The 20,708-nt window shown below is 26.3% G+C and carries 16 protein-coding genes; 5 read left to right on the top strand and 11 right to left on the bottom strand.

All coding sequences use genetic code 11. The annotated features are described in order from the left end of the window. Positions 1-11: 11 nt before the first annotated feature. The 10 genes from FBF21_RS05330 to FBF21_RS05280 all read right to left on the bottom strand — a co-directional run bounded on the left by FBF21_RS05330 (position 12) and on the right by FBF21_RS05280 (position 12,651). The gene (locus tag FBF21_RS05330; RefSeq protein ID WP_079749796.1) at positions 12-956 is read right to left on the bottom strand and encodes an ankyrin repeat domain-containing protein; all 945 of its coding nucleotides are present in this window, start codon (positions 954-956) and stop codon (positions 12-14) included. Positions 957-966: 10 nt separating this feature from the next. Further along, positions 967-2,589, bottom strand: coding sequence for a putative toxin (locus tag FBF21_RS05325; protein ID WP_165433047.1), 1,623 nt, complete (start codon positions 2,587-2,589; stop codon positions 967-969). Further along, positions 2,582-3,520: an ankyrin repeat domain-containing protein gene (locus FBF21_RS05320; RefSeq protein ID WP_168985447.1), complete on the bottom strand. Its 939-nt coding sequence runs from the start codon at positions 3,518-3,520 to the stop codon at positions 2,582-2,584. Before FBF21_RS05320 ends, FBF21_RS05325 begins: the two co-directional genes overlap by 8 nt. Positions 3,521-3,573: 53 nt before the next feature. Beyond that, the gene (locus FBF21_RS09260; protein WP_248276944.1) at positions 3,574-6,225 is read right to left on the bottom strand and encodes a contractile injection system protein, VgrG/Pvc8 family; all 2,652 of its coding nucleotides are present in this window, start codon (positions 6,223-6,225) and stop codon (positions 3,574-3,576) included. A gap of 150 nt (positions 6,226-6,375) precedes the next feature. After that, positions 6,376-7,284, bottom strand: a complete 909-nt coding sequence (gene tssG, locus FBF21_RS05305; RefSeq protein ID WP_168985446.1) for a type VI secretion system baseplate subunit TssG — start codon at positions 7,282-7,284, stop codon at positions 6,376-6,378. Continuing rightward, the gene (tssF, locus tag FBF21_RS05300) at positions 7,281-9,002 is read right to left on the bottom strand and encodes a type VI secretion system baseplate subunit TssF (RefSeq protein ID WP_002779654.1); all 1,722 of its coding nucleotides are present in this window, start codon (positions 9,000-9,002) and stop codon (positions 7,281-7,283) included. The genes tssG and tssF overlap by 4 nt, the downstream gene beginning before the upstream one ends. Next, positions 8,999-9,391 carry a type VI secretion system baseplate subunit TssE gene (gene tssE / locus FBF21_RS05295; RefSeq protein WP_002779655.1) on the bottom strand — a complete coding sequence of 131 codons (393 nt, stop codon included), beginning with the start codon at positions 9,389-9,391 and terminating at the stop codon, positions 8,999-9,001. Before tssE ends, tssF begins: the two co-directional genes overlap by 4 nt. A 2-nt stretch (positions 9,392-9,393) precedes the next feature. Continuing rightward, complete coding sequence (gene tssC, locus FBF21_RS05290) at positions 9,394-10,848, bottom strand: type VI secretion system contractile sheath large subunit (protein WP_002869989.1); 1,455 nt, start codon at positions 10,846-10,848, stop codon at positions 9,394-9,396. A 1-nt stretch (position 10,849) separates the two neighbouring features. Continuing rightward, complete coding sequence (gene tssB / locus FBF21_RS05285; protein WP_002800584.1) at positions 10,850-11,335, bottom strand: type VI secretion system contractile sheath small subunit; 486 nt, start codon at positions 11,333-11,335, stop codon at positions 10,850-10,852. Between the two features lie 68 nt (positions 11,336-11,403). Continuing rightward, a complete protein-coding gene (locus tag FBF21_RS05280; protein ID WP_002779658.1) occupies positions 11,404-12,651 on the bottom strand; it encodes a type VI secretion system domain-containing protein in 1,248 nt (415 codons plus the stop codon). A 125-nt stretch (positions 12,652-12,776) separates the two neighbouring features. Between FBF21_RS05280 and tssJ the strand changes: the two genes are divergently transcribed. From tssJ to icmH, 3 genes are read left to right on the top strand one after another with little or no spacing between them, the layout of a single operon-like run. Further along, positions 12,777-13,223 carry a type VI secretion system lipoprotein TssJ gene (gene tssJ, locus FBF21_RS05275; RefSeq protein WP_002779659.1) on the top strand — a complete coding sequence of 149 codons (447 nt, stop codon included), beginning with the start codon at positions 12,777-12,779 and terminating at the stop codon, positions 13,221-13,223. A 9-nt stretch (positions 13,224-13,232) separates the two neighbouring features. Next, on the top strand, positions 13,233-14,630 hold the full coding sequence (tssK, locus tag FBF21_RS05270; protein ID WP_002779660.1) for a type VI secretion system baseplate subunit TssK: 1,398 nt from the start codon (positions 13,233-13,235) through the stop codon (positions 14,628-14,630). Next, positions 14,627-15,400, top strand: coding sequence for a type IVB secretion system protein IcmH/DotU (gene icmH / locus FBF21_RS05265; RefSeq protein WP_002869988.1), 774 nt, complete (start codon positions 14,627-14,629; stop codon positions 15,398-15,400). The genes tssK and icmH overlap by 4 nt, the downstream gene beginning before the upstream one ends. Positions 15,401-15,649: 249 nt before the next feature. Here the strand turns inward: icmH and FBF21_RS05260 are convergent, their stop codons facing one another. Next, entirely contained in the window at positions 15,650-16,165 is a 516-nt protein-coding gene (locus FBF21_RS05260) for an Hcp family type VI secretion system effector (protein WP_002779662.1), read from the bottom strand. 117 nt (positions 16,166-16,282) lie between these two features. Between FBF21_RS05260 and tssM the strand changes: the two genes are divergently transcribed. Both tssM and FBF21_RS05250 read left to right on the top strand, forming a co-directional pair. Beyond that, entirely contained in the window at positions 16,283-19,810 is a 3,528-nt protein-coding gene (gene tssM / locus FBF21_RS05255) for a type VI secretion system membrane subunit TssM (protein ID WP_002902236.1), read from the top strand. Then, on the top strand, positions 19,807-20,706 hold the full coding sequence (locus FBF21_RS05250) for an FHA domain-containing protein (protein ID WP_002779664.1): 900 nt from the start codon (positions 19,807-19,809) through the stop codon (positions 20,704-20,706). The genes tssM and FBF21_RS05250 overlap by 4 nt, the downstream gene beginning before the upstream one ends. Positions 20,707-20,708 lie beyond the last annotated feature (2 nt).

Below are 20,708 nucleotides of genomic sequence, written 5' to 3'. Positions count from 1 at the left end.
TTTCTATTCCCTCATTCACTTTCTTTAGCCTTTTTTATAGCATCGTTTAAAAGTTTGGCACATTCATTACGATATTTACCTAGTAAATCCATATCATCTTTTCCATCAATTTCGCAATGAGAATCATCATATGCTGGTAAATTATATTTTTTTCTAATTTCATTTGAAGTCATTGCTCCTGCATCTTTTAAAAGCTTTTTATTTCTAGATCCTTTTGCATCATCTAAAGGAGTTCTTGGGGTAGCAAAATTCACATTAGCTCCAAGTTCAATTAAAAGCTGTGTAACCCTATAGGTTTCAGGTTCGCTTACAGCTTCAAATAAAAGGGTTTCATTGTATTCGCTTTTTGGATCAAGCAAGGTTTGCATATCTACATTAGCTCCTCCTTTAATAGCTAATTCTAATAATTCATAATTATTGCGTCTAGCCCAAAAATGCATAGGAGTCCAACCATAAGCCCCTTCATCATGCACTTCAAATTTAGCCCCACGATTGACTAGATACTTAATGATTTGAGAATTTGGATTATCAGCACTTAATATATAATCATAAATTAGGGCGTTTCGACAAATAATGGTATCTTCTACTTCTTCCATTAAGATATATTTATCATTAGCTTCTTTAATATATTTCATATCACTATGATAAAAATTATATTTAGGATCTTTTAAACTTAAACCATACTCATCAAATAAATAATCTAAAATAGAAAAATCATTATTATTATCTTCACAAGCATGTGCAGCTCTTAATATTAAATTCATAGGTTCAAATAAAGGGTATTCATTATCTTTATTTTTAAAATGAAGCTCATAACAAGATATTTTTACAGGATAATCCTTTAAAATATCTTTTAGCTTAACTAAATCATTATTATCTATAATTTCAAGAACTAAATCTTCTAATTCATCTTTTTCTTGATAGCTCATAGCTTTGATATCTTCTAAGGTTTTCATTGTTTTTCCTTTAGTTTTTTTGTATTTGTTTGTTTTTGTTTAATTCTTCTTCTATATTAGCAGAATTATTTAAATTTAATCTTTTTATGATAATTTTATTAGGTGCTGCTCCTTTTATGTGATGTAGATACATTTCTTTAAATATTGTTTTTATGCTTCTGTGAGCATGTCTGTGGTAGATAAAACCACTTCTTGATCCTTTATGGTTTTTATTGTCTTTATTAAATATCTTTAGATTAGTTATATTATCTATTAATTTTGTGTAATGATTGCATAAAAATAAATAATCAAGCTCATATTCTCTAGCAAGTTTTAACTCAAAGCTTATTTGTTCTGTTAAAGCTTGATCTTGAACATTTTTAACCTCTACTAAAGTAGGGTAATCATTTAGCGTTACTAAAAAATCAGGTATGGTGTGATTAAAACCTTTAGTGTTAAAATTCGCATCTAGTTTTCTTCTATTAGATAAATACCTAGTTGATCTTTTAGTAAAAAGCATAGAAGCAGCATATTCACCTGCATCTCCTATGTCTTTAGAATTGATATTTTTATTTTTTTGTTCTTCTTGGTTTGGGATGGTGGTTTGTTTTTGTTTGTTTTTTGTTCTACTCTTTGTCTTATCGTTTTGCTTATCATTGCTAGCTTGTTGAGGGTTTTGAAGAACTTTTATAATGTCTTTATGTTTTTCAGCTTTTTCTTGATTTCTTTGTAAAAATTCAAGTCTACCTAGTAGGCTTAGTTCTTTAGGTGATTTGTTTTTATTATCTTGCAATCTGCCAATTCTTTCCTCTAATTTTTCTTTATCTGTAATAATATCTTTTAAACTTTTATCCTCTTTAAGCAAGATTTTGGTTATTTCATCTGCTTTTTTTCCACAAGCTTCTTGGATAGCTTGTGCTTGTTGTATTTTATCATCTTCTGTAAATTCTTTATTTTCATTTAAGGCTTGTAGGAATTCTTTAGGGCTTTGCAAAGTTAAATTAGGATTTTTTATTTTAGCTATATTTCTTTGAAAGCTTAAATCTATATTTTTTTCTCCCTTTCTCCCTTTTCTAAAATCAGTCACTACAAAGCCTTTATCTTCTAAAGGCACAGGATCAAAGTGTAATGTTTCATTTTTATCTAAAGATACTAATCTTGGTATTAAAACATATTTTTTTTCTTTTAAGCATTTATCAAAAAATTCTGCTTCAACTTTAGCTATACCATTTTTTACTTCAAAGCCATCATATCCTAGCTCTTCATTTAAACTTTTGATATCATTATCTTTACTTGTATAAACATCGTAAAATATATCATAATTATCAGGATCGATTTGTCGTTGTTTTTTAGTTTGCAAGATGAAGTTATTTTCATCAAATTTATTTATCTTTTTATCGATTTTTTGTGCATAATCTTTTGTGATATCTTCTTTTTCATTTAATTGATCTTGAGAATTTATTTTTTTAATTTCTTGTTCTTTATGAATTGTTCTATTTTTATCTTCAAATTCTTTTCCATTGTTTTTATCTTCTGTTTGTAAATGAAAAGGCTTATAAAAATACAATTTACAATTTTCTAGTATATAAACCTTTTGAAATTCTTTAATATGAAAATTGACATCAGTAAAGTTAATTTTTATCACTCTACTCATTCTCCTTAGCCTTTTTTATAGCATCGTTTAAAAGTTTGGAACATTCATCACGATATTTACCCAATAAATCAAAATCAGTTTTTCCATCAATTTCACAATGAGAATCATCATATGCTGGTAAATTAAATTTCTTTCTGATTTGTTCTGAAGTCATTGCTCCTGCATCTTTTAAAAGCTTTTTATTTCTAGATCCTTTTGCATTATCTAAAGGAGTTCTTGGGGTAGCAAAATTCACATTAGCTCCAAGTTCAATTAAAAGCTGTGTAACCCTATAGGTTTCTGCTTCTTTTACAGCTTCAAATAAAAGAGTTTTGCTGTATTTTCTTAATTTACTAAAAGTTTGCATATCTACATTAGCCCCTCCTTTAATGGCTAGTTCTAATAATTCATAATTATTTTGCATTACCCAAAAATGCATAGGAGTCCAACCAAAGCCATCTTTATGCACTTCAAATTTAGCTCCACGATTGACTAGATACTTAATGATTTGAGAATTTGGATTATCAGCATTGAGTATATAATCATAAATTAGGGCGTTTTGATAAATAATGGTATCTTCTACTTCTTCCATTAAGATATATTTATCATTAGCTTCTTTGATATATTTCATATCATGAAAAGCAAAGTTATATTTAGGATCTTTTAAACTTAATCCATACTCATCAAATAAATAATCTAAAATAGAAAAATCATTATTATTTTCTTCACAAGCATGTGCAGCTCTTATTATTAGATTAAAAGGATCAAATAAAGGAAAGTCTCCATCCTCATCTTTAATATTAAGCTCATAACAAGATATTTTTACAGGATAATCCTTTAAAATATCTTTTAGCTTAACTAAATCATTATTATCTATAATTTCAAGAACTAAATCTTCTAATTCATCTTTTTCTTGATAGCTCATAGCTTTGATATCTTCTAATGTTTTCATTGTTTTTCCTTTAGTTTTTTTGTAATTTTAGTTTTAATTCAAGAAAATTGCTTTTAATCCGCTCTTAAATCACCTCCTTTTACCCTTAAACCTTTGCTATCTATAATCACTTGTGTTGTTCCTACTTGGAGTATAATCTTATCTTTTGTTTGTGTGATGGTGGTATTTTCACCTACTTGAGAGATGATTTGTTCTTGTGCTATTAAAGTACTTTCTTTATTAGCTAAAGTATTTATTTCATCAGCCGTAAAGGAACAATTATTTTTAGCTTTAAAACTAATAGAATCATCAGCTTCAGCTTTGAAATACTCATTTGTTTCTATGCTTAGATCTTTTTTGGAGTGAAATTTTATACTTTGATTGGTTTGAAGCACGTAAGAACCTTTTATGGTTTCATTTTTATTATGTCCTATTCTTTGGATAAAATCATTTTTGATATCTTGCTCTAGATTGTTGTTGATGATTACTCTTTTATCATTTCCTATTTTTTCTTCGTGGTTTTGTCCTATATTGACTTCATTGCTGATTCCTACATTTAAAGTATTACTTAAACCCACATTGGTGTCTTTAGAAAGTAGGGTATTTTCTAAATATTCAGCTCCTACATTGACATTTTTAAAACCTATGATATTTTGCATATGTCCTAAAGTAATAAATTCGGTATATAAGGCTCCCACTTCTGAAGTTTTATTATTTTTTATGGTTTGCTCATAATTATTACCTATTTCTTCTTTATAATCTTTTTGTGCTAGGATATAAATTTCTTCTTTGTCTTTGTCGTTTTTTAGGGTAATTTCATTCCTTGCTCTTGCATTGGTGTTATCCACTCCTACTGTGGAATTAGCCAAAGTAAGATAATGATTGTTTATAGAGCTTAATTCATAATCAGTATTTTCTTGAAGTTTTAATGTATCTAAACCTTTATCAATCATAGCAGGAACTACGCTTAAATAACTCAATGCATTTGTAGCGATTTCTCTTTTATATCTTGGATAATTATATTGGGGCATTGTTGTAGCCCCATTATACAAACTTCCACTTACATAAGGTTTATCTATATCATCATCTAAAAAAGAAATAATCACTTCATCTCCTATTCTTGGAGTATGAAAAAAACCTGAATGATTGCTTGCTATATGAGAAGCTACTCTTAAAAAAGGAGTGTGATGATAAGATTTATAAGTATTGCTTGATAAATTAGAAGAATTTATATCTATATCATTTGCAATAAAAGTATCATTATCTAATTCTTCTTGATTGGCATAAAGATTAATCCTTACCTTAACCCTTCCATGCTCATCAGTATAAATAGTATTTCTCTCACTTTCTATATCCTTACTCTCTCCTATAACAATACCTTGAGTGCTATTAGGAGCTTTAGGTTTAGCTTTAAAACTTGGAGTAAAAATAATATTCTTTTTTAGTAAAGTTAAAGTATTAGAATAAGATTTATTTAAATTTAAATCTTTTAAATTTAAATGATCATTAGTATTAATAGAATTAGCTAAGATGGCATCATCAATTAAGATTTGAGTATTAGCGATAATAATAAAGTCTTTAAGCAAAGAAGCTTTATCTTGTTTTTCTTCATCTTGATTTTTTATTTCTTCTTGATGATTAAACTCCTTATAATTTAAAGTGATAAAATCTCCTAAGCTAAGATGATAAATATTACTTTTTGCTAGTAAGTTTTCATTTAATACTAAGGCTCTTTTTTCTTTAAGAGAAGGCTTAGTCTTTAAATCAATGCTTTTTGTAAAAGAATATTCACTCTCATAAAAATGTTCATTATAACAAGCTTTGTTATTAAGTTCTTGTTCATAAGGAACTTTACTAGAGTGTAAAGATAAAAGATTTAAAGGAGTATTGGCATTAATACTAGAATGTGTAAAAGAATTAGTTCTTAAGCTTTGCTCTTTATAAATAGAAGAAATACAAGCTTGATTTAAAATATTATTAATATTAGGATTATACTCAATTTCTTTATTTTTTACATTTTTATACACATCACAAAAATAAATAGTGTTCTCATCTTCATAAAAAAAGATTCCATTATTATGGCTTAATCTTGTAATAAAGTCTAAATCACTTTCATTGTATTGAGAGATGAGTTCTTGTTCTTCATAATTAAAATGTATATTAGAATAATCAATTTCTTTATGTAAGATATCTTGATAAAAACCAAGGGTTTGTTTAATCACTTCTATAATATTAGTATGAGTATAAATACGATTGGCTTTATTTAAAGAAAGTCTTATCAAGATTGATTGAAGCTTAAAAGAAAAAAAATGCTTGTATTGTATTTGCTTAGTATTTGAAGTGCTATCATTAATATTTAAAGCACTTTCATGATTAATACCTAGATATTTTATATAAGTGATAATTCCCTTATAGTTTTTTACTTCATTGTTATCAAAGTTTAAGGTATTATTCTCATAAGGATTATGGATACTTAAAATAGCTTCTTGATCGATTAAAACATTAGGATGAAAATTAAAAGTTGTAGGGGTGCTTGGATGAGATGAAGCATTGGTTAAAGTATTTAAAGAAAATAAATCTTGTTCTAAACTTTCAAAAAAGCCTTCACATTCTATAGAAAAAAGCTCTTCAAGACTTTCTTTGATGAGGGCTTTAGTGATTTTAAAGGGTAGGGGATTTGAAGTAGAATTTGATATATTAAGACTCATGTAAGAATTAAGGGACATTGATGATCCTTTTGGGTTTGTTGATGATTAATAGCCTATAAGCTTATGTGATTTATTTTAGCATAAAGTGGGTAAAATAAAGTTTATTTTAGGGTATGGTTTATGGGTGAAGAGAGATTGTGATTTTTTTAAACATATTTTTGTGTTAGCTTATTCACATAGTTTCATATATACTATTGTATATTTTTTTTGCGTATTACCTAAAATTTTTGCCCAACCAAGTTTGGCAGTATTTTCTTCTCCTAACACAAACTTCATTTCTGAAGAATAGTTGATTTTAAGATATAAATCAACACAAAATTCATTATTTGTTAAAAACATTATGCTATTTTTTAAATCATCGTGTTTGGTTCCATTGGGCATAAATTTAACCGCTTCTTGATATGAAATATCCTTTATATAGATCGCTATTTTGTTTTGATAAGAGATAAATTTATCGCCCAATATAAAATTATTTCCTAAAATATTGTTCTTTATTCCTAAGTTATTTTTTTGCGAATTTGAAATTAAAATTTGATGGGGTAAATTTTCAATAATTGATAATTTACCCTTAAGTTTAAAATTGACTTGTAAAACTCTTTCAATGTGTGTTTTAGGTCGTCTTAAACTTAGTAGTAAAGGTGCAAATGGTAAATATTTTTTTGCAATATCGTATTCTTTAATTCCCAACATGCTAAATAAAATTTTTGAAATAGAATCTTTAAAATTTTCATTAAAAGATCGTGGATAATTTTTTAAGCTTATTACATCAAAAAATATCCAAAGCAAATAATGATTAAAGAAATCAAAGAATAGAGTCCAACCTTGGTCGCCATCTTCATTTCTTGACAGTTTATCTAGCATAAATGAAGGAAGTTGTGAAGAGACTCCATGTAGCCCCATGAAATTTATAAACAATTCTATAACTGATTGTTCGTGTTCTGAAAAAATGATTTTTTCTATATCTTTATTTGGATGTTTTAAACTTTTATTTGTTCTTAAAAATATATTCTTTCTTCCATAGTCTTTTTCTAATTTTTTTATTAATTTAAAAAAACTATATGAAGTAAGATTATTCATATTAAAGCTTTTTTTCCAAAAGAAGCAGGGTAATGTAAAATTTCTTTTGAGTCAAGGCATCTTATTTTTAACTCACAAAAGGAGTTAATACTAGCAAAAGAAGCTAAAAATTTAGATATAATCAATCCCAATAAATACACCTCGCCTAAAGTGTAAAACTTCGAATCTTTAATACTAAAAATAGCTAAGGTCCCTTTTTTTGTGATATTTTCATCTATTAAATAAGTGCTTTTACTTTGAATATCGATTATAGATTCTTGCAAAAGCTTATAAATCTTCCAATTTGATTGATTATCTAAAAAGCTATAGCTTTCCAACACACCAAAAAAAGCTTTTTTGCTCAATATTGTTTGATATGAAAAAGATAACACAGAAACAAGCTTCCATAATAAATTACCATCAACACTACATCTTCTTGTTTCGCTTGGAATTTCCACATTTTTGGTATCGACACCTTTTAGATCGCAGGTATTAATATCACCTATTTTTAATTTTGAAGGTAAATCTCCATTGGAGCACAAAAGATCAATACTTATAGTTTCATCCATTATATAAGAGGAAAAGAAAGAAATTTCGCTAAATACTTCTCCTTTGGAATTCTTTTTAGTATTTACGCTATAAAAATCCTTTTGATTATCTTTTAAAAATTCAAAGCGTTCAAAACTTTTATAGTTTTTTAATAGCCTTTTGCCGCCTTCACTATTATGTGCTTTAACCTGTAGTGTCTGTATGATTTCGTAAGCTTTAGGTTGGCTTCTATCCACAAAAATTCTATAACTATCTTTTTTGTGATTATTTATAAGAGGTTCTGCACTTTTTGTAAAGATATTGATAATAGGTGTCATGCTTAAAGAAAGTAATTCTTTTCTAAAAATACAATTTGCAGGAAATGGTTTAGAGAATTTAAATTCAATATTAATTGTCTTTCCTTGACAATTATTTAAAATATCCAAACCATTGATTCTTAAAAAATTAAATTTATGTGGCATGAAAAAATATTCTCTTAGTAAGGAAAATGCTTCAAAACCTAAATCATTATAAGATAAACTACTTTCATCTGGATTCAATCCTATTTTTTCAATATTATAGGTATTAAGAAAAAATTCTTCATCAGTATCTAAACTTTGAATTTTTAATTCTTTTAAATAAGAATGCATGTATAATAATAAAGTACTAGACATATAGGTATCATTGCCTAGATATAAATTAATTTTTTCCAAACCCAAATCACATATTTTTGTTTCTGCCTTATTGACTTGCAAAGTTAAATTGAAAGTATAATCTTGATTTTTACTAGATATAAAAACTTCGCTGATGGAGATAGAATAAAGATAAACATCATATACTGTTTTAAATTCACAAACACATTTGTCTATTGGTTTTGATTTAATAAGAGTTCCTTTGGGAATAATTAAATTATTTTCTTTACTATTTTGTTCAAATTTAAATTCTTGCATGCATAAAGAAGGTAAAGGATTTGTATAATTTGGAGAAACAATATTAATCAAAGATTCTGCAATGTGTGGTATATTTTCATCAAGCTCTTGATGGATTTTAGAGCTTAAAATAGCTAAATTTTCAATAATTCTTTCTATATCAGGATCTTTGCTATCATATGCCAAAAATGGTGTTAACTTTGGATAATTTTTTATAAAATACTCTCTTTTTTCATATAGATATTCAAGCTCTTTTTGATAATAAAAAATATTATCCTTCATTTAACCTCGCAATATCTATTGTTTTTAAAGATGATTTCTATATTAAATTCTTTAAAACGATCATCCTGAAAAAAACATTTTACAATAAAAGAAAGTTGCCAAGGACTTAAATTATTATCATAAGTGATAGAAACTACACATATTCTTTTTTCATAGTTATCAATTAGTTTTCTTATTTCCTTGGCCATTGATACGCATAATTCATTAGAGTTAAGATTAATATCAGCCATATTAGGCATTCCTAAATTTTTTACAGCATAACAATCATTAATTTTTGCATTGAGCAAAACCTTTATATTGTTTTTTACATCCTCAAAATCATTTTGATAGAATGGAATATGAATGTTTTGCTCATCTAAATTATGGATTAGTTTATCTAGCAAGGACATTATTATTCTTTATCTAATTTTCCTACTAAAGAAAGTTCAAAATTACCGCCCATATATTTAAAATGAGGTCGGACACTTAGCCCTATTTTATACCATCCTGGCTCTCCTGGTATATCACTAACTTTCACTTGTGCTGCTCTAAATGGACGACGACTTCTTACTTCAGAAGGCGGATTTTCTTGATCGGAAATATATTGTCTAATCCATTCATTAAGTCCATTTTCAATATCGCTTCTTTCTTTCCAGCTCCCTATTTCTTCTCGTTGTAAAACCTTTAAATAGTGCGCCAATCTTGAAATTAAAAAGATATATGGAAGTTGAGTTCCTAATCTGTAATTTGTTTCAGCTTCTTTACCTTCTGGGGTATTTTGAAATAATTTTGGTTTTAACGGAGAATTTGCTGAAAAAAATGCTGCATTATTACTATCTCTTCTTAATGTTAAAGTTATAAAACCTGCTTCAGCAAGTTCATACTCTCTCCTATCTGTAATCAAAACTTCTGTAGGTATTTTTGATTGTATAGTTCCAAAATTTTCATAAAGATAAGTAGGCAGATCCTTAACAGTCCCTCCACTTTTTGGTCCTATAATGTTTCCACACCATCTATATTTAGCAAAGCTTTCTGTTAATCTTGTACAAAAAGTATACGAAGAATTAGCCCACAATAAATGATTATGCGAAGCATGAACATTTTCTTTATAGTTAAAGCTTTTAATAGGGTTTTCTTCAGGATCATAAGGGCTTCTTGCTAAAAATCTTGTCACTAGTAAGCCTGTATATTTAGAGTCTTCATTTTCTCTAAAAGTTCTCCACCTTGTATATTGAGGACCTTCTAGCAAACCTTGCAAATCTTGAATATTCGCAAGTTCAGAATAATCATCAAGCCCAAAAAATTTTGGTCCAAAAGATGTTAAAAAGGGAGAATGACTCATAGCCGCAATACTAGCCATTTTATTTAAAAAAGTCATATCAGGACTTGCTGATCCAAGTTGATAATCTCCAATGATTGCTCCTATAGGCTCTCCTCCAAATTGTCCATATTCTGAAGAATATATATTTTTATAAACAACGCTTTGTGTTATATCTGGATTGTTTTCAAAATCCTCTAAAGCTTCTTCTTTTCTTATATCAAATAGGTCAATTTTTATATTTTCATTAAAATCAGTTCTTTCAACTAGAAATCTAAGTCCACGCCAAGTAGATTCAAGTTTTTGAAATTCTTCATTATGTAAAACTTCATCCATTTGTTTTGAGAGTAAATAATCAATATGGGCTATCATTTCATCAAGTGCAAATTTATTGATTTTTTCTTCAGCATTGTCGCTTTTTACAATTTCTGAAATAAATTCAGCAACACCTCTTTTAGCAATACTATAACTTTCATCGGTTTTAGAGTATTTGCTTTTCTCCATAATTTGTTCAATAATTGGCATATCAACTGCTTTAGTATTTGCCATCTTAATTTCCTTGCTCTTCTTGTTTAATTTCTAAAAGTAATTTTTCTTTAGTTTTTTCATTTTTTAACGCTTCTAAAACAGCTTTTCTAAAATCAGGAATATTACCCATAGGACCTTTTAAAGCCATTAATGCTTCTCTTAGCTGCAATAATTTGTTTAGCTCGGGTATTTGTTTAGCTAAGCTATCTGGAGAAAAATCCTTCATACTAGCAATATTGAGCTTAACATCAAGCTCTTCAGCTCCTGTTCCAAGAGTGTTTTTTACGCTAAAACTTGTTGTTATATTGAGTTTTCTCATGACTTGATCAAAATTAATCTTATTAATTTGCAAAATTTCTCTTTCCTCTAAAGGAGTTTCGTTTTTTCCTTTTAAATTTGCCATTACCATTAATTTTAACGGCAACTCCACATCCTCATTTTGTCCATTAGTTTTAGCTTTATATGTAATATTAATCCGCTCTTTTGGAGCATAAGATCCATCTGACATTTAAAATCCTTAAAAACAAAATTTTTAGTTTAATAATTATATTAAAATTTACTAAATTTAATCTTGTATCACTTAATTTTACTTTTTGCGTTTTCGTATTCTTCGGCTAGATAATCTTTTAGTAGAGTTTTCTCCATTAACTCTACTAAGTATATATTTAAAATTTTAGAGTTCTTTTTCATTCCTTTTGATTCAAAAATTTTTACCATATCTAGCAAGGAATTAATATTATTCATAATAGAATTATTAAAATTTTCTTTATCAATATTCATCAGCATTTGCTCAAAATCTTGTAATGTATGTTCTTTGTCAGTTTTTTTACTTGAAAAAAAACTTTTTTTATTTTCTTTGGATTTAACAAAATATTTATAAACTTCTTCTTTGCAGATAAAATCACCATTTTGAAAACGGAGAAGTTCAATAGTATCAAATTTAGAAATAAAATCACTTGTTAATATTATAAGAATGTCTAATTGTTTATTTTTTTTCTTTTTTTCTAAAAAATCACAAAAGAGTTGTACACCCTCTATCCAAAAAGGATTTAAAATAAGTTCATGCATAAAACATTTAATATGTTCTATATCATTTTCTTTATCAGAAAGTAATATGCGAATTATATCTGCATCAGGTTTTCTTATTTTAGTAATTTTTTCATTATTACATTCAGGTAAACACCTGATTTTTCCCCACATTGCTTGGGTGAATAAAGCGTAGATATTGAGATTATTTTCATCCTCTTCCAAAAGCTCAAATGCAAGTTTTTGATAAAAATTTTTATATTCTCTCTCGTTTAAAGAGTTAATATTATCGCTTCTAATGTTTACAGATACTTGAGTTACAGGAGATTTTGGAAGTTGTGGTGCAACTTGAGCAATTTCAATTTTTGCAAAATTGCAAGATAGTAAATTTTCAAATTCGGAAAATAAAGTAATAAATTGATTAACAATCTCAGATGATATAAGCACTTTTGTTTTATTGTATTCTTGAATAAAATTTTGAATAAAATTTTGAATTTTTCGCTTTTGAGCTAATATATAAGCATTATTTTCATCTATAAGTTTTTTTAAATGTTGAAAAAGAAGCAAAAGCTTTTCAAAGCATTCTTCATTGTTTAAATTAAAACACGATAAAAGAAAATAGTTGCAAATTTTAAAATCTAAAGAATGATTTAATAATATAAACTGAGAATATTGATAAACTTTATCCCAAGAAATATTTTCATGGTTTAAAGTCTTATATTTTGACATCTCATCTTCAAGTAACTGAAATTCTTGTAGTTCATCTAAATTATTTTTCAATTGATCACAAAAATACATTTAATTCCTCCAAAAATTTGCCTCATTATAATTAAATTTTAAAAAATATTATGTTAATTTTTTAAAAAATTTACTCAATTAATCATAAATTATATATTCTAAGATAGAAAGGATACTTTAGTTTCATGTTTTGTAAAAAAAGCTTATTTTTTTTATTGCCATTATTCTTTTGCGCTTGCTCAAGTGTTGTTAGTGTTAAGATAAATAATGTAGAGAATTCCAATCTTAATAATAGACATGATGATGTTCCTGTTACGGCTATTGTATATCAACTTAAGGATATTAAAAAATTTGAAGAAGCAAGTGATATAGATTTGGCTACTAGAGAAGAGGGGGTGCTAGGCAAGGATAAACTTGATTCTATTAAAACGCAAATTGCACCTAAAGACAATATTATCGCGGTTAAAGTAGATGAAGAAGAGGTTCCTTATGTAGGCATTCTTGTATTATTTGCAAATAATACAAAAAAAACAACAAAAATATGGGCAAAGACCGAAGATGCAAATGGGTTTGGGAAGAATAAGTATTTAAAATTTGAAATATCCAAAGAAGGTATCAAAAGAATTAAATAGGAATAATATATGGCAAATAAATTAAAAGTTGCTTGGTTTGATGGACTTAATATTGGACAAACCCATTTTGAGCAGCAAGAAAGATTTTTTAATAGAAATATAGATCTTAAAACTATAAATATATATAGTAATTTATATGGAATAATAGACTTGGAATTTTCTCAAGAGATGTTATTGCAAGGAAAAATTGCACTTTCTAAAATTTCAGGTATCGCACAAGATGGAAGCATTTTTAATGCACCTGAGCAAGATTTGTTGCCTGAGCCTATTGAAATCAATTATGAATCTTTAATTGATTCAGTTGTGGTATTAAAAATTCCTATCGGAGTTACTGATATTGCTGATTTATCTTTAAGAAATACTTTTCCAAATTCAAAGTTTATATGTCTTAGAAATAGTATTGCTTTAAGAAATTATGATGATTCAAAATCTAATGTAATGGACAAAATTGAAGATGAGTACGAACTTGAAAATCTGACTTTTACACAAGAGAAAAAAGATTTACTTCTTGCTAGTTTAAGATTAAAACTTGGCATTTTAGGTAATTCAACTCCTGATGAACTTGAATTACCAATTGCAAAAATTAAAAATATTGATATCAATAAAAAAATTGAATTAGAAAGTGATTTTATACCCACTTGCTTAAATATCAGCAAAATATCTACCATAAGATCCTTTTTGGAAGAAATTATTTTTTCAATCAATCAACATAAAAAAGTTCTATCTAATGTTTTTAAAGGAATCGATCAAACAAAAAATACATTGGATTTTAGCACTTTTTTATCCCTTAATCTTTTAAAAAAATGGTATTTAATATTTTCACATCTATCAAAAAAAGATAAAATACATCCTGAATTTTTATACGAAAAATTTTTAGAATTTCAAGGAGAGCTTGCAGCTTTTAGTAACGAAGAATCTTTTTTAGATTTTATTCCTTATAAACACGATAATCTTTATAATACTTTTTTAAATATGATGAATAATCTAAGATTGTTATTTTCTAAAATCACAAGCCCTAAATATTTTATAGCTAAGACCAGTATTAACGGCAATGGTTTTTATGATTTTATTTTTGATAATTCGGGAATTTTAGAAGAAAGTGAAATTTATTTCGCAATCCGTGCAGATGTTACTACAGAATATCTACTTAATAATTTTAAAATTCAAAGCAAGATACATACTCAAAGTAAAATTAAAAATATAGTCGCAACTCAGCTTGAGGGCTTAAATGTAGATCAAGTACCTAATGTTCCATCTAGCATTCCTTATTTAAATGGTTATGTTTATTATAAATTAGATAAAAGAGATCAACTGTTTAAAGATTTTAAAAATGAAAGTATCATTAGTATGTACTTGACCAACAATATAAAAAACCCTGATATTATAATGTGGGCGGTATTTCAATGAAAGAAATAAATGAAGAAAAAAAGGCATTAAGCTTACTTCTTGATTCAGATTTTGATGGTTTAAAAAACAATAAAATTATTGATTATTCTTTGGAGTTGCTTTTGCTTTCTTATAGACTTTCAAAAATAAGCTCTATGGATACAAGTAATATTAATCAACTTAGAGAAACATTGATTAATAAAATTTTAGATATAACCGCTAAACTAAGTATGTGTAAAGAATATGATGAAAAAGAAATTATTAAATTCAAATATTGTCTTTGTGTCTTTATAGATGAAAGCTTAATGAAAAATGAACTTTTTATTAATTTTTGGGCTCACAATACTCTAACTGTAAGATTATTTGATGAAACCTTAGGTGGAAATAATTTTTATGATATTGCATCATCTTGGATTAATAATCCTTTTAAGTTTAAAGATTTTTTGGAATTTATTTATGCTTGTTTGATTCTTGGTTATAAAGGAAAATATAATGAGACTAAGGATAGAGATGAAAAAATAATCCATTTTTGCAATAATATTGCCACATCTTTAAAACCGGTTTATAAGATAGAAGAAGAGTTAGCTTTTAATAAAGCATATAAAACTGGTTTGAAAGAAAATATTTGGCAAAAATTTATAAGATTGTATTTTAAAAAACTTATTATCGTTGTGCCAGTATTGATTATATTAGGAGTATTAAGCTATGCAATTTTCAATTTAGAAACAAATAATCTTAAAGTGGATAATAATATATCTGTATTGATAAAAAATTTAACACATATAGAATAAATATACTAAATTTTTAAATATCAATTTATTTGTTATGAGTAAAATTAAATAAAAATTATTTTACAGCTAGAATAAAAATCAAATGCAAATCTAAAGGATAAAAATAATATAAAAACAAGCTTTAATTATGCAAATTATTAGTACAAATAAGTATAAGGTCGTATCATAATTATGCCATGGATATAATTCACGATACAATCCCAACTATAATTATGTATTTTAGTCAGGATTATTTAAGATAAATTATAATTAAGCTTTGCCCTCTCTCCAATCATCACTTCCGCTAGTTCCAGCAGCAGTATGTTCCCAAACTACTTTTCTATAGCTCATTGAAACTTTTAAAAGCTCGGTTTTATCATGATTACTTGACTCTTGCGCATTTGGCATTATTAATTCAATATTTGTAATAATTGCATCTTCCAATTTTGTAGTAAAAAAATGTTCAGATCCGCCACTTGTTGCGGTTCTAAACCAATGAACTTCGACTGTTGGAAGTCTTTCTCCTTTGGTAAGTGCATTATATAGCAAAGGCACAGATTTATTTAATGAGCAAGTAAAAGAAAAAGGCTTATGAACTCTTTGTCCAGAAGGTTGTCCGCTTTGCTGATCAACAGGTACGGTTACAATATGAGATACCTCTTGAGCCATGATTTCATCTTCATGACCCGATTTATATCTATTGCCAATACTCGCTTCAGTAGATGCACCGCTTGAAATCAAACCTTGTGTGGAACCTTCAATTTTTATAAACGCTGGTTCAGCCATAAAAAAACTCCTTTAATTTTTTTTAACATTCAAAATTGTATCATTTTAATCTTAATCTATTAAATTTTTGCAAAATATTTGCATATTAATTTGTTTTTACTTTACTAAGGAATAATGATGTTTAAAAAAATATTTGATTTTGTGAAATCAAGATTATTTATAACTGCTTTTTTGCTTTGTTGTATTTTTCTTTTGAGTATTTTATTTTGGTTTTGGGGTTCTTTAGTAGCTTTTAATGACATATATATTTTTAGTAGTTCATTTTTAAGATTTAGTATTATTTTGATAATTTGGCTTATTGTTTTTTTGTTTTTTTTATTAAAGCCTATTATAAATTTTATATCTTCTTTAAAAAGTGAAAAAAGATTAAAATTTAAAGTCCTAAAAAAAGAAGCTGATGAGTTCATTTACAAATCTAAAAGAAACTTCTTTTTATCTCTTAAAGATGCCAAAGAAACATGGAAGAATGATTTAAAAACAAAAAATTTACCCTTAATTATCATCATAGGAAATGAAGGAGCTGGAAAAAGCACTTTTATTAATTATTCTGACATCGAATACCCACTTAGTGATAGTTTAGAGTCTTATAAAAAATTCCATAAGTCTACTAGAAATTTTGCACTTTATGTATCAAAAAAAGGTGCTTTGTTAGATACAGAAGGAAACTATTTTTCACAAGAAGAATTTTTTAAGCCTACAAGTAGCGATGAAATACCCGAAGATGATATAGATAAAAATAGAGATTTTTTAATTAAAAAAAATATATGGAAAAAATTCCTTACTTTTCTCAATAAAAATTTTTTTCATAGCAAACTAAATGGAATTATTTTAGTTGTTGACACTGTAATTTTCTTAAATAATCCTAAGGAGTATTCCAAAAATCTTATTAGATATCTAACAAAAAGAGTAAATGAATGTGAAAAAACTTTAAATTTAAAACTGCCTATTTATATAGTTTTTTCAAAACTCGACTTGATCGAAGGCATGAAAGAGTATTTTGATATTTTCGATAAAAAAATTTCAGATAAAATTTTAGGATTATCTTTTGATAAAATCTTAAGTGAAGAATTTTTAAATAATGAATTTAAAGAATTAAGTGATTCATTATTATGTTCCTTGATGAGTAAAAACTCCCATATTTATAATATAGAAAATAAAAATAAAAGCTACTTATTTTTAAAACAACTTGATAATTTATTTGCATTAGCAAAGACTTTTATTTTGGAAGTGCAAGAAGAAAATAAGCTTAAAAATAATTCTTATCTTAGAGGAGTTTATTTTGTTAGTGCCTATCAAGAAAATATTCCTAGAAATTTCTTACTCGATGCCATATGTGAGAAATATAACTGCAAAAAAGTATTATCAAAATCCAATATTATACATAATAAACAAAGCTATTTTGTTAAATCACTGCTCGAAGATTTAATTTTTACAGATTATTCTTTAAGCACTATGAAATCTTATTCTAAAAAATTATCTTTTTTAATTATAATTTTAATCATAAGCTTTGGAACATATGCTATATCTTCTTATTTTATAAGTAAAAATAATAAAGAATTCGAAAAAAGCCAAAACACCTTAAGATCTTTACAATTGCTTCTTAAAGATCAAGATTATCAAAATTTAAATATTAAACAAAAAGCTGACTTCTTAATTGAATTGAGAAATATTTTAAATACTTATCCTGAACTTTGGCAAGATAATAATATATTTCAATATTTAAATCTAAATCTCTCATACAAAGGATTTAAAGAAGCTAAACAACTTTATTATAAACTGAATGAAGATGTGTTAAAAAATACTTTATTAAAAGAAATGGAATATACTTTACTTACCGATACAAATAAAGAAAATTTAATCAAAACATTATATATGTATAGATCTTTGTTTGAACAAAAATATTTTAATAAAGAAATACTAAAAATTTGGATTAACGAGAATTGGAATACTTTAAGTAAGTATTCAATCTCTAAAGATGACTTTCTAGAAGGGGTGGATGAGCTTAAACAATTTAATCTTAAATCTTTTACAGAAGATGAAAACAGTATACATACAGGAAAAAGAAAACTTGAGAGTATAAGTAGAACTCAAAGAATTTACATTCTTCTTAATTTTTTAAATAGCGATAAACCTAAAGAAAAATATCTTATAAAAGAGGATTTAGGTTTTGCTGCAAATAGTGTATTTTCAAATAATTCTCAAATAACTTCTATAGATAAAATATATACAAAAGTTGGTATGATGGACTTTTTAAATGATTTAAATCAACAAGTTGACACCGCAATCAATATTGAATCTTGGATGCTAGATAACAATTTTAAAGAAAATAAAAACACTTTGACTATGGGTATTTTAAAATTATACTTAAGTGAATACCAAAATGCTTGGCAAAATCTACTCGCTTCATTGCAACCTGTTAGGTATAATACCAAAGAGGCAATGGTTAATGAGCTTAATATCTTATCAAAAAAAGAAAACCCTTTATATTCTTTGTTAAAAATTGTTAGTTCTAATACAAATTTAAATGATGCAGTTTTACTAACTCAAGCCTACAATTTAGGGTTAAATGCTGGGGAAATTAGATCAAATTTTATTGGGGTAAGCAATGCTTTCACACAATATCATAAGCTAGTAAACAAAAATACACTTTTGAGTGTTGGTAATATAGAAGTGGGCAAAGGCACTGATGATGAAAAAATATTAGATATTCTTAATACAAATATTACAAATATGTCCAATAAAATTATAGATTTTAGTTCTAATAATAACCAAAGTGCTGAAGAAAAAATTTCATATGCTCTTGGAGGCAATAAAGATGCCAATGATCCTTTTGCTGTATTTCAAATGAACATAAAAAAATTACCTAATGATTTAGAGAGATATTATAGTCAGCTTTCTAATTATTCGTGGAATTTTATAGAAAATCATGGTATTTCTTTATTTAATACTGCTTGGATTAATGAAGTGTATAATCCATTTGTTAATGATATTGCACCATATTATCCTTTTAATGATGAGAGTGTAGCAGATCTTAGTATGGATAGTTTTAAAACATTTTTTGGAAGAAATGGGACATTAAATAGTTTTTATAAAAAATACTTGAACAATGTTTTAGTAAAAAGAAAAAATAACTATTCTATCAATTCTCAATTTGCTTCAAAATTAAATTTCTCTAAAGAATTTTTAGATTTTATCACCAATGCAGGCAATCTCTCTAGTCTCATACTAAATGGTAATGATAATATAAAAGTTAATTTTACTATTCAAAGCCTTGATTTAAGTGCGGATTTTTCCTTTATAAAGCTTGGCTATGATAATAAAAATATCCAATATGATCATACTCTTAATCAAACCCTACAAATTGTAGCAGAAAAATTCAATAATGGAACAAGTTTAAATTTTACAGCCTATAACTACTCTAATCCTAATTTAAATTATACAAAATCATATAAAGGGGAATGGGCATGGTATAAGTTTATAAAAGATAATAAAAGTAATTCTATATACAGCATTATATTTAACAATAATAAAAACTTATATTTTGACTTTGAAATTATTAACGGTGCTAGTGAATTAAATAATATAGTTTATATTTTAAATAATCTTAAAATAGTAGAAAATATTACAGGGGTAAATAAACAATGATAGAAAAAGAAGAAATAGGAATTGCTATTGAGAATTATGACGAATGTATTAGTGGTTCTAAAACATTTGTATTTAACACAAAGGGTGGAACTATAGGAAGCGGTGATGATTGCACTTTTCGTATTCAAGATAAACTAGAACAAATCAAAAATACCCATGCCATAGTATCTTATGAAGAAGGATCTTTTACAATTGCGGCTTTTGAAGATTCTGACATTTATTATAATAAGTCCTTTTCTAGAATGCCAAGTGGCTATGAAATAATAATCAGCATAGGCGATATTTTTAAAATCGGTAATTTAGAATTTAGATTTGTGGATGCAAAAAGCATTGAAGCAAGCATTAAAGAAAATAAAAAATACTTAGAAGATATTGAAAAACGCAATCATTTTGATGAAATTGAAATTAAACCTAGAGGAAAAACAAGTATAAATTTTGACAAAAACAAAGAGTTAAAAGAGATTTTAGAAAATAATGATTATAAATTTATCGAAGAAGAAAAGGCAGATGATAGCTTTTTAAAAGAAATAATTCAAAAAAATCCAAATTCATTAGAATATGAAAATGTTTTAAAAAGTTTGGTAAAAAATTTAAAAGATATTAAAACAAAACAACAAAACTCTAAATTAAATAATGATTATTCTCCTATCAGTATTAAAGATTTTGAAAGTATTATTAATAATATACCCTTAATCAAATCCACAAGATTGATCAATATTTTAGCCCTTAGCCTAATCGCAAAAGAATTATATACTCCAATATTTGAAGAAATGGAAGAAAATATGTTTATTAAATATATTGAAGCTGCCATACAAAACAATATCAAAGAAGATAAGATTCTTTTTGAAAATCTTACCATCAAAGCATTGGAAAAGTATATTAAAGATTTTGAGTGATT

It is taken from the genome of Campylobacter sp. CFSAN093238 (genome assembly GCF_012898015.1).
GTDB lineage: Bacteria > Campylobacterota > Campylobacteria > Campylobacterales > Campylobacteraceae > Campylobacter_D > Campylobacter_D jejuni.
This window is presented reverse-complemented; position numbering and strand designations above follow the sequence as displayed.

What these genes read in the sequence shown, in the direction of transcription:
- tssJ (WP_002779659.1), top strand. Translation starts at nt 12,777, where the DNA reads ATGTTTTGTAAAAAAAGCTTATTTTTTTTATTGCCATTATTCTTTTGC.
- tssF (WP_002779654.1), bottom strand. Translation starts at nt 9,002, where the DNA reads ATGAAGGATAATATTTTTTATTATCAAAAAGAGCTTGAATATCTATAT.
- FBF21_RS05325 (WP_165433047.1), bottom strand. Translation starts at nt 2,589, where the DNA reads ATGAGTAGAGTGATAAAAATTAACTTTACTGATGTCAATTTTCATATT.
- tssM (WP_002902236.1), top strand. Translation starts at nt 16,283, where the DNA reads ATGTTTAAAAAAATATTTGATTTTGTGAAATCAAGATTATTTATAACT.
- FBF21_RS05320 (WP_168985447.1), bottom strand. Translation starts at nt 3,520, where the DNA reads ATGAAAACATTAGAAGATATCAAAGCTATGAGCTATCAAGAAAAAGAT.
- FBF21_RS05260 (WP_002779662.1), bottom strand. Translation starts at nt 16,165, where the DNA reads ATGGCTGAACCAGCGTTTATAAAAATTGAAGGTTCCACACAAGGTTTG.
- tssC (WP_002869989.1), bottom strand. Translation starts at nt 10,848, where the DNA reads ATGGCAAATACTAAAGCAGTTGATATGCCAATTATTGAACAAATTATG.
- FBF21_RS09260 (WP_248276944.1), bottom strand. Translation starts at nt 6,225, where the DNA reads ATGTCCCTTAATTCTTACATGAGTCTTAATATATCAAATTCTACTTCA.
- FBF21_RS05280 (WP_002779658.1), bottom strand. Translation starts at nt 12,651, where the DNA reads ATGTATTTTTGTGATCAATTGAAAAATAATTTAGATGAACTACAAGAA.
- icmH (WP_002869988.1), top strand. Translation starts at nt 14,627, where the DNA reads ATGAAAGAAATAAATGAAGAAAAAAAGGCATTAAGCTTACTTCTTGAT.
- tssE (WP_002779655.1), bottom strand. Translation starts at nt 9,391, where the DNA reads ATGTCCTTGCTAGATAAACTAATCCATAATTTAGATGAGCAAAACATT.
- tssB (WP_002800584.1), bottom strand. Translation starts at nt 11,335, where the DNA reads ATGTCAGATGGATCTTATGCTCCAAAAGAGCGGATTAATATTACATAT.
- FBF21_RS05330 (WP_079749796.1), bottom strand. Translation starts at nt 956, where the DNA reads ATGAAAACCTTAGAAGATATCAAAGCTATGAGCTATCAAGAAAAAGAT.
- tssG (WP_168985446.1), bottom strand. Translation starts at nt 7,284, where the DNA reads ATGAATAATCTTACTTCATATAGTTTTTTTAAATTAATAAAAAAATTA.
- tssK (WP_002779660.1), top strand. Translation starts at nt 13,233, where the DNA reads ATGGCAAATAAATTAAAAGTTGCTTGGTTTGATGGACTTAATATTGGA.
- FBF21_RS05250 (WP_002779664.1), top strand. Translation starts at nt 19,807, where the DNA reads ATGATAGAAAAAGAAGAAATAGGAATTGCTATTGAGAATTATGACGAA.